The organism is Moorena sp. SIO4E2, assembly GCF_010671945.1.
Lineage (GTDB): Bacteria > Cyanobacteriota > Cyanobacteriia > Cyanobacteriales > Coleofasciculaceae > Moorena > Moorena producens.
On record NZ_JAAHIE010000419.1, the window covers coordinates 1 to 6,583 of the forward strand.

Sequence of the window (6,583 nt, forward strand, 5' to 3'; positions counted from 1 at the left end):
TGTTGCTTATGACTTCCAGCCTTTTTCTCTGTTCTCGACTCAGAATCACCTTGTCTCGTTTTCCTCTTCCCATACTTTCCGCCTCAGTTATCCTATTTCTATTGCACTATTTTAGCTGTGCCACGCCAGTAGGGTGCGTTAGGGATGGGCTCGCCCTAATTTTCCACCTCTAACGCCAGTGTTGAGAAAGCCCGTCCCGTAACGCACCGCCAGTGTTAGGTTGCTGCCCGGAAATGAAACGGGCAAGATGCCCCTTCCACGCCTAATGCCCGTTCCACGCCTGATGCCTGTTCCACCCACCGGGTCAAACAGCTTTTAGGAGATGCAGCAATTTCTGCCACCAATGGTGACAGTTTTTCGGTAACCATTAATATGATGTCCGGTTGAATACTTATACTAGGCGCGAAAAGAAGGCAGAGGGCAGAAGGCAGAAGGCAGAAGTAAAGGAGTAAGGTTTCAAGGGTAATGGTTTTTTATCACTAATTATCCGGACATGATATAAGCTAATGTGCTATGTCACAGCATCGAAGCCTGTGCCACAAAGCCAAAGGCCAACCGCTGACCGCTGACCGCTGACCGCTGACCACTGACCCCTGACTACTTACTTACCCCCTCAAATCCTCTGTCGAGAATCCTCAATATTATTCCTTAGCTCCTCTAACTTGCTTTTTACCTCTGGATCTTCCAAATTTAAACCCTTTTGGTAAATTCCCTCAGCAGCCTCTAGCCATTCAACTGCTTCAGCAAACTCTTCTAGGTTGTGGGCAATCTCACCAAGCTGTTCTTGAATTTCCGCCTGCAATGGCAAATTGTTAGCTTTTTTAGCCAGTGCCAGGGCTGTGCGGTAACGCTGCTGAGCCTGTCGCTTTAGTCCAATGCGCTTATACATGTCAGCTTGGAGCTGATAAATGGCAGCATTGTCTGTACCAGCTTTGATTCTTGTTTCTAAAAGGTCAATGGCATTATGATTGAGACAAGTGTTGGGATAATTTAGATCTTGGCAAGTGCTGTGATAAAGATGAGCTTGCCCCTGAGCTTTGGCATCTGCATCCAGATTTTGTGTCTCAATCTTAGCTAGGTTCTTCTTTAGCTCCTGCTCCTGCTCATCCGTCAGCAGGGTAATGGTGGGAGCTGGCTCTTGATTGGGATTTTCAGCTGAAGACACACCGGTACTAGCAGTCACCACTATAAAATAATCCCGATCCCGTCGGAGTTGGGAGCTATCAGGGTAATCAACTATGGCTTCAGATACTCGTTTTTCCCACACTGGTTTTGCCAGATACTTAATAGTAACATCATAGTGGGTGGCTTCTTTCACAGCATTCCAGCGCAGGGTCAGGGGTTGATTAGGACGTAGTGCTGTATTCCTAGGACTGATCAGGTAGGGAACGTCTTCATTCTCGATGCCACGTCCAGGTGCTAGGGGATCCTCCGCTCGGAACAATATTCCTGAATCTGATAATATTGCTGAATCTGAGCAACCTTTAGACACCTTCAAAGCTTTTCCTACAGGAACTTGCCAACTATTGAGATGATTGCAAAATACTGTAGCAGAGGATTGAGGGTTTCTGACCCAGATCCGGTCTGTGAGCTTGAGGATATCTCCTTGGTGAGCTCGATCATAACCAAACCACAGGGGACGTTTCACTTGAACATTCCCTGTCAGAGCTGAAATGTAATAAAGACCCTCAGCCGGAGTAGTGGCTGGAGCTGCGATCGCGATTAGAACCGTGGAAAGTAGGGAGATGGAGAATAGACGTTTCCAAATCATGGCATTGGTTTCTGTTGTTGAGCGTTCTGAATACGTTGATTAGCTAGATGTAACCAGGTGTCTTCTTCTGGAATCAAACGATTTCCTATTCCTAAATCATTAGTTAGAGCCACCCATTGGTTTGATTTTGAAATCAGAGGATTTCCGATGATTAAATTTCGACAATTTTCCCATTCCTGGAGAGCTTCAGGTTTTTCCTGGCGTTCAAGTACCTGAGCTAAAATACAAGAGGCAGAGGCACGATTGGGCAGATAGTTTGCTACCTTGGGATTATTAGCAATGTTGAGAGCTTTTTCCAGGGCAATCTTAGCTTCATCATCCCGATTTTGTTTGAATCTTACCCACCCTAAATTTTTATAGAAATTGTACTGATCCTCTGGATAAACTGATTCCTTGGTGGTTAATTTTAGACCTTCAACTAAAAGATTTGCCGCTTCAGGATAGTCTCCCTCTCGAATGTAGAGTCTGGCCAAGTTGTTGTATGCCCTAGGAATGTTGGCACTTACGGCCAGCTGGTACTCTTGCTTTGATTTCTTGAGCTGTAAACAGTCTTCATAAACTACGGCCAGGTTATAATGGGCCTTAGCATTATTAGGATCAAGGGCAATCGCTCTTTGGTAGTCGGCTTCGGCACTACTAAGCTCACCGGCTCGATAGTGCTCTAAGCCACGTCGATTGTAGATAGCTGAAATACTGGGTAGGCTATACCAAAACCCTAGCAATCCCAACAATAGAGCCATGGTGGAGAGAAACTTAGTTTCAGCATGAAGAAACTTAGGCACCTTCAAACCAGTTAGCAATTCCTCAAAACCTTTTTTCAATGCTTCTGAGAAATCGTTGTCTTTTTGCTCTTCTTTGGTAAGGTCACTTTTGGCTTTTAGCAGAGTAATCAGACTTGGTACAATCATGGCGAAAGTGCCAACCACATCGGGACCACCACTTAAGAAACGACTGGCAATATTGACCAGCAGAGCCAGACTGACACTCCAACCTCCAAAGGTCAGACCCTTAAACACCCAGTCGCGACGATCTAGCCGATGAGGAGGACGCTGTTGATCCAAATACCACCACCAGCCCTTAGGCTTTGCGGGTAGGCTGTGGCGATAGGTAGAAAGTTCCAGAGCTTGGTCAATCCGTTGTTTGTGTTGTTGGAGTTGGGCATCTAGCTCATGGATGCACTCTAGAAGCTCTGCAGGTATGAAGGGTTCCTGAGTGAGGGCATTGTGGAGTGCATCTCTGGCACACAGAATCTCTAGAGCTTGTTGATTAGTCAAGGGAGAATCTGTGGCTAGGGACTGGAGGGCAGCTCGATATTGACCAAAAAAATGGGTCTCAAGCCCCGTCCTTCTAGGAGACGAAACCTTAGAATAAAGGAGCCTTTATGGTTGTTCAGCTATACGTAAAAGAGGTGGGATCAGTGGCGAATTTAATTCTTAATACGGAAAGCGCACCTTTGGTTAAAACTTGGCGAATTTTGGCTCCTTTATTCTTACGGTAACTTGAGGCCGTAGGCCAGGGTAAGCGCAAGAAAAAATTGCCCATAATGTGCATTGGCTGGATATCGATTGATCGTGGCTCGAAACCCCTATAATCTCGTATAACTGTACTCGCAATAGAGTTAATTTATTGAGAATGACTCGGTTTTTTTATCAATAAGCCTAGGCTTATTGATTCTTGCGTTTACCCTGGGCCGTAGGCCACGCTTGGCCGTAGGCCACGCCAAAGGCGAACGCGAACAAATCATTAAGTTCTCTAATTTAAAAATTCATTTTCTTAGCCACTTCTTTGAACGAATTTTCAATGGCCGCGAGACTCTCAGTGGTCAATATTTTTTGGCGGTACTTAGTTACGCATACTAGGTGCATTTGCAAGGAGCTTAATACTGTGCCAATATTCCGGAAACCCATTGTCAAATCTTGTAGATTACACTATAATTGGAGTACAGACCAACTAGAAAACGCCAATTGAAAGCAAGATACCAATATCGTTTTTATCCAACTGACCAACAGAAACAGGACTTAGCTAGGCTGTTTGGCTGTGTCAGAGTCGTGTGGAACGATGCTCTGGCTATTTGCAATAAATCTAAGAAGGTTATAAAATCTGGAGACTTACAGAAACTGGTCATAACTCAGGCTAAAAAGACCGAAGAAAGAAAATGGTTGTCTGAAGTGTCAGTCGTTCCTTTGCAGCAGTCCGTAGCTGATTTGGGAGTTGCTTTTAAGAACTTCTTTGAGTCGCACAATGGAAAACGAAAAGGACGAAAAGTTAGGTCTCCACGATTCAAAAAGCGATCCAATAATCAATCAGCAAGATTAACTCGCAGAGGTTTCTCTATTCAAGGTGATGGAGTTTACTTAGCCAAGATTGGGGTAGTCAAACCGATCTGGTCTAGGGAATTGCCATCTGATCCAAGCTCTGTGACCATTATCTTAGATTGTGCTAACAATTATTTCTTGAGCTTTGTAGTAGATATTGAGCCTGTTCAAGTTGATGCCAAGAACCAAAGCATTGGGATTGATCTAGGTATCAAGACTTTCGCGGTAATGAGTGATGGGGGTCATGTCAAGAGTCCTGACTATTCAAAACTAGATCGAAAATTACGCAAACAAACACGAAAGTTTGCTAGACAAGCCAAGGGGTCTAACCGGAGGGAGCAAACTCGCATTAAGATCGCAAGACTAAATAATAAAATCGCCAACAAAAGGAAAGACTTCCTGCATAAGTTCTCAACTAGGATAGTCAGCGAGAACCAAGTAATTGTCCTAGAAGACCTTAACGTGTCAGGAATGGTCAAAAATCGCAAACTAGCGCGAGCTATTAGCCAGCAAGGTTGGTCAGAATTTAGGAGTCTAGCTCAAGCAAAATCAGATAAATATGGCAGGGATTTTCGGGTTATAAGCCGTTGGGAACCCACTAGTCAAATCTGCTCAGATTGTGGGTTCAAGTGGGGGAAACTCGATTTGTCCGTACGCTCAATACTCTGTGTTAATTGTGGAACCGAGCAGGACAGAGACATAAACGCTGCTAGAAACATAGAAAAAGTCGGCATGGGGCATCGGCATGACTCTAAATGGGCAAGGAGGGGCGATAAGACTGTTGAGACCGTAGGTCACGCTACGCGAACGGCAGCACACCCCGATGATCTGTCAAGAATCACCGTTCTTCTAGGACGGTGAGTATGTCAACATATCTGCCCTGGCTTTTGTAGAGTAATGCCAGATTATTGAGGCTGGTTGCCACATGGGGATGGTCTTCACCAAGGAGTTTTTTCCTCAGTGCTAAGGCTTGTTGATAGAGGGGTTCGGCTTCAGCATATCTGCCCTGGCTTTTGTAGAGTAATGCCAGATTATTGAGGCTGGTTGCCACATCCAGGTGTTCCTCTCCTAAGACTTCTTGCCGAATCTCTAATGCTCTCTCCGCTAGGGGAATCGCTTCTGAGTACTTTCCTTGCTGATAAAGCTTAATGGCTTGCTGATTGAGTTGAGAGGCTTCTGTTAGGGATAACTCTTCAGCCCTTTCACTCCCTGGTGAACTGGGTTGTTGAGCAATGATACTTTGCCCCCAGCTAGACCTAGGGAAAGCCACTCCCATTCCCATCACACCGACAACGGTAGCTAAAATAGCTGCTCCCTTAACAGATAGGTTTTGATTCATTTCCTGAACACCGTATGAGATACGCAACAAACCTCACGATAGGAAGTGGGGGTAATACAGTAGTGTGCCACCCACTATTATTCTTCTACTGAAATTATAGCTATCGGGATTTATAGCAAAGCAAGTAGGGTGGGCAGTGCTTTCGACAGATCAGATCAGCTGGGCGTTGAGCGTAGGTAGGCACTGCCCACCGACGATTAATCCCAATGGTGCCAGATGTGAGTATAAACATTTCCACGCTCACGAATTGTATTATAAAACTATAGTCAATCAAACTTTTATCCTAATAACTTAACCTTTAAATCGTTAGATTAAATTCCTTAAGCGTTACCGGAGCGATAATGTTATCAAGCTTATTGACTTTGAATAATTTCTGTGATGGGAATAGTTTATAGCAATTCTACGACTTGTGAGGTACAAATATCTGGGTTTTAGGGAGCAGGTATCAGGGAGCAGGGAGTAGATAAGACAGAAGAGGTAAGAGCCAATAGTCAAAGAATTATGTGTACCTCATGAGTCCTAGAAACGCTATAATCAGCAGAGTCTAATAATTTAATCGCACTCTTGCGGAATTTAATAGTCATTTTTAATCCCATCTGTTAGATCAGTTACTTCTTCAGTCTCATAGTCTTGAGGTAAGCCAAAGCTGGTGTCAAGCTCTTGTTGATCTTGATCACTAACGTAAGGCATTAACATATGACAGAGTAAGAGTCTTTCTTCTCTCAAAACTTCTCGGATGCTTTCTTTAATCAGTGTTTTTAAGTCTTGAGTTTCCATCGCTTTTGAATTAAAGGTTATTTTTTTAATTATATACCAAAGGGAACAGGGAACAGGGAGCAGGGAATTTATAGGAGGTAATAGGTAATAGGTAATAGGTAATAGGTATAAAATCCTGTGTACCTTATAGCTATGAAAAACGCCGGAAGACAAACTACACTAATTTTTTTTAGTAAATTGACCTAGCATTTATCAATATATCATGAAAGGTAATGCTAATTTTTAATAACAAAAAAAAAATTATATTAGCTGTTTCATAAGCTGTTCGGCATTTAAATTGGTATAATAAAAATTAATAAATAACCCAATAATAGGAAATATGCCAGCAAAAAATTATCTGACACAAGAGCAAAAAACAATACTTCAAAAAGCCTTAAAAAT

The 6,583-nt window shown here is 43.4% G+C and carries 5 protein-coding genes and 2 pseudogenes; 1 reads left to right on the top strand and 6 read right to left on the bottom strand.

The annotated features are described in order from the left end of the window. Window positions 1–215 precede the first annotated feature (215 nt). The 4 genes and pseudogenes from F6K37_RS29235 to F6K37_RS29250 all read right to left on the bottom strand — a co-directional run. Window positions 216–368: a hypothetical protein gene (locus F6K37_RS29235; protein WP_287253975.1), complete on the bottom strand. Its 153-nt coding sequence runs from the start codon at window positions 366–368 to the stop codon at window positions 216–218. Window positions 369–613: 245 nt separating this feature from the next. Further along, window positions 614–1,771 (bottom strand): tetratricopeptide repeat protein, encoded by a 1,158-nt coding sequence (locus tag F6K37_RS29240; protein WP_287253977.1) that lies wholly within the window; start codon window positions 1,769–1,771, stop codon window positions 614–616. Next, the gene (locus F6K37_RS29245; RefSeq protein ID WP_287253978.1) at window positions 1,768–3,045 is read right to left on the bottom strand and encodes a tetratricopeptide repeat protein; all 1,278 of its coding nucleotides are present in this window, start codon (window positions 3,043–3,045) and stop codon (window positions 1,768–1,770) included. The genes F6K37_RS29240 and F6K37_RS29245 overlap by 4 nt, the downstream gene beginning before the upstream one ends. A 486-nt stretch (window positions 3,046–3,531) precedes the next feature. Continuing rightward, window positions 3,532–3,678: pseudogene (locus F6K37_RS29250) on the bottom strand (transposase); the annotation flags it as partial. Between the two features lie 57 nt (window positions 3,679–3,735). On the opposite strand from F6K37_RS29250, the gene F6K37_RS29255 reads away from it, so the two are divergent. After that, on the top strand, window positions 3,736–4,947 hold the full coding sequence (locus tag F6K37_RS29255) for an RNA-guided endonuclease InsQ/TnpB family protein (protein ID WP_287253980.1): 1,212 nt from the start codon (window positions 3,736–3,738) through the stop codon (window positions 4,945–4,947). A gap of 10 nt (window positions 4,948–4,957) precedes the next feature. Here the strand turns inward: F6K37_RS29255 and F6K37_RS29260 are convergent. After that, window positions 4,958–5,368, bottom strand: a pseudogene (locus F6K37_RS29260) (tetratricopeptide repeat protein); the annotation flags it as partial. 630 nt (window positions 5,369–5,998) lie between these two features. Further along, entirely contained in the window at window positions 5,999–6,355 is a 357-nt protein-coding gene (locus F6K37_RS29265) for a hypothetical protein (protein ID WP_287253981.1), read from the bottom strand. Window positions 6,356–6,583 lie beyond the last annotated feature (228 nt).